Below are 2,888 nucleotides of genomic sequence, written 5' to 3'. Positions count from 1 at the left end.
GCGCACGAGATCGGCCGCGGCGGATTCGGCACCGTATACCGATGTTGGGAACGATCACTCGACCGAGTCGTGGCGGTCAAGGTTCTCTCTGCGGACCTCGATGCCGAAAGCCGCGCGCGATTCGTCCGGGAGCAAAAAGCAATGGCTCAGCTCTCTGGACACCCCAACGTGGTGGACGTGCTTCAGGCCGGAGTCACCATCAGGGGCCGTCCGTTCATCGTGATGCCTTATCACCGTCGCGACTCCCTTCGGGTGCGAATTCACCGAGGTGGTCCGCTCGACTGGACCGAAGCGCTACGGATAGGAGTGAAACTTGCCGGAGCGCTCGAGACTGCCCACCGCCTCGGCATAGTGCATCGCGACGTCAAACCGGGCAATGTCCTGCTCACCGGATACGGTGAACCGCAACTCACCGATTTCGGGATCGCGCGCATCACGGGAGCATTCGAGACCACAACCGGAGCAGTGGTCGGCTCGCCCGCCTACACCGCCCCGGAAGTACTCACCGGTGCACGTCCCACCGTCGCATCCGACGTGTACAGCCTCGGCGCCACCTTGTTTTGCCTCGTCACCGGCCATGCGGCCCTCGAACGTCACAGCGGCGAAGACGTCGTCGCACAGTTTCTGCGCGTCGCCTCCGCACCGGTTCCCAACCTGCAGGGGACGTTTCCTCGGGACTTCGTTCGCGCCATCGAACGTGCGATGGCGCGAACGCCCACGGATCGACCGGCATCGGCTGCGGACTTCGGCAACGAGCTCCGCGACGTCCAACGCCGCCACGGCCATCGCCTCGACGACATGGCCCTCGACCAAGCCGTGGACCAGCCGCATTCCCACGAGGATTCCCGCCGAGACGCTCGGCACGAGACGCCGCCGATCAGCCACGCTTCGAGCCCCGTCCCACGTTCGCCCGTGGCCGCACCCCCCAGCGTCGCAACCAAATTCCGGCCACCCACCGCCGCCGCGCGTGCCCTCGTCGGACGCATGAGATTGATCGACCGGATGCGGGCCGCCGAACGCAGACGGTTGATCGTGATTCACGCACCAGCGGGATTCGGCAAGAGCACCCTGGCCGCACAGTGGCGCGACGACCTCATCGCCGAGGGCGTTTCGGTTGCCTGGTTCAGCATCGACAATGACGACAACAACGTCGTCTGGTTTCTGGGGCATCTGGTCGAAGCCATCCAACAGGTACGACCCAATTTGGCGTCGGAGCTACGACAAGAACTCGAAGAACATGGTGACGAAGCTGGGCGATACGTGGTGACGTCACTGATCAACGAAATTCACTCTACACGAGAGCGATTCGCGGTTGTCATCGACGACTGGCACCGGATCTCCGATCCCGAGACCATCGGTGCGATGAAGTTCCTGCTGGAGAACGGCTGTCACCACCTGCAGATCATCGTGACGAGCCGAACCCGAGTCGGCCTGCCGTTGAGCCGCATGGGGGTAGCCGACGAACTGGTCGAAATCGACTCCGCTGACTTACGTTTCGACCTCCACGAGTCGCACCAGTTCTTGGTCGACCTGTGTGGTCTGGCACTCGATGACCGCGAGGTCGCCGACCTTCGAAAATCAACCGACGGATGGGTCGCTGCCCTGCAACTGGCATCGCTGTCACTTCGAAATCTCGAGGACCCGGCCGAGCTGATCAGCCATCTGTCGGGACGCCATCGCGCCATCGCCGAATACCTGGCCGAAAACGTTTTGAGCACCCTGGAACCGCGGTTGCTCGACTTCATGCTGCGCACATCGATTACCGAGCGGATCTGTGCAGACCTGGCAGCAGCGTTGACCGAACGCGAACACTGCCAAGCTCTTCTCGAAGAGGTCGAAGAGTGCGACCTGTTTCTTCGAGCGCTCGACGAGGAAAGAGAATGGTTTCGCTATCACCACCTGTTCGCCGATTTCCTCCGCCGCAGACTCGAATGCGACCATCCCGAGCAAGTTTCCGCGTTACACCGCACAGCGGCGCTGTGGTTCGCCGATCACGCGCTGCTCAGCGAAGCGGTCGACCACTCGCTCAAAGCGGGGGATCGAGAACGGGCCGCCGAGTTGATCGAGGCGCACGGCATGGAGCTCATCGAGCACTCACAGATGAGCACGCTGCTCGGGTTGATCGCGAAGCTACCAAAAACTGTGGTATCAGCCCGTTCCCGTTTGCAGATCCTACTCGGCTGGGCCCATGTCCTGCTGCACCATCGTCCCGAGGCCACCCACGCTGCGCTGGAAACCGTGAAGTCGGCTCTGGCCCGTGAAGCCCCGCACTCGACAGACGCCGAAGACCAGATGCTGGAGGCGTCCCTCGTCCAAGCCGTGGGTGACTTGTTTGCCGACCGGGTGGAAGGACTGTTCGAGCGGGCATCGGAGTGCTTGACCAGACCGGAAACGTTGCGGCCATTCGTCGTATCCGCCGCCGCCAATGTTGCCTCCTTCGAGGCGATCTACAGGTTCGATTTCGACTCGGCTCGCCGCTGGCAAGAATGGGCCTCGCCCTACCACGAGCGAACCAGCGGACCGTTCACTGTGTGGTACGGATACTTCTTCGCTGGCATCGCCGCACGCGAACAACTCGACATCCCAGCTGCCGAGGACTACTTTCGTGAGGCGCTCCGCTTGGCGCGAGAGACCGGAACCAACTACTCCATCCGACTTGCCGGCGCGGCGCTCGGTGAACTGCTATACGAGCGCGGCAACTTGGACGACGCCGAACACCTCCTCGACGAAAGCCATCAACTCGGCTCCGAAGGCGGAGTCGTGGACATCATGCTGATCACCTACGGAACCGGGGCACGGATAAAGGCGCTACGCGGCGACATCGACGCCGCCGCACGACGCCTCGACGAGGGAGCCGGAATTTCCGCGACGCTTTCACTCCCGCGCCT

1 protein-coding gene is annotated in these 2,888 nt (G+C 62.8%); it reads left to right on the top strand.

Annotated features, from left to right (window positions below; genetic code table 11):
• Positions 1-2,888, top strand: a 2,888-nt coding sequence (locus HGB39_RS37875; RefSeq protein ID WP_168443024.1) for a serine/threonine-protein kinase, incomplete at both ends; no start/stop codon positions are given.

Origin of the sequence: Rhodococcus opacus, from assembly GCF_012396235.1 — a bacterium.
In the GTDB taxonomy this organism is placed as follows: Bacteria; Actinomycetota; Actinomycetes; order Mycobacteriales; family Mycobacteriaceae; genus Rhodococcus_F; species Rhodococcus_F opacus.
Note: the sequence above shows the minus strand (reverse complement) of the source record. Positions and strands in the feature narration are given on the sequence as shown.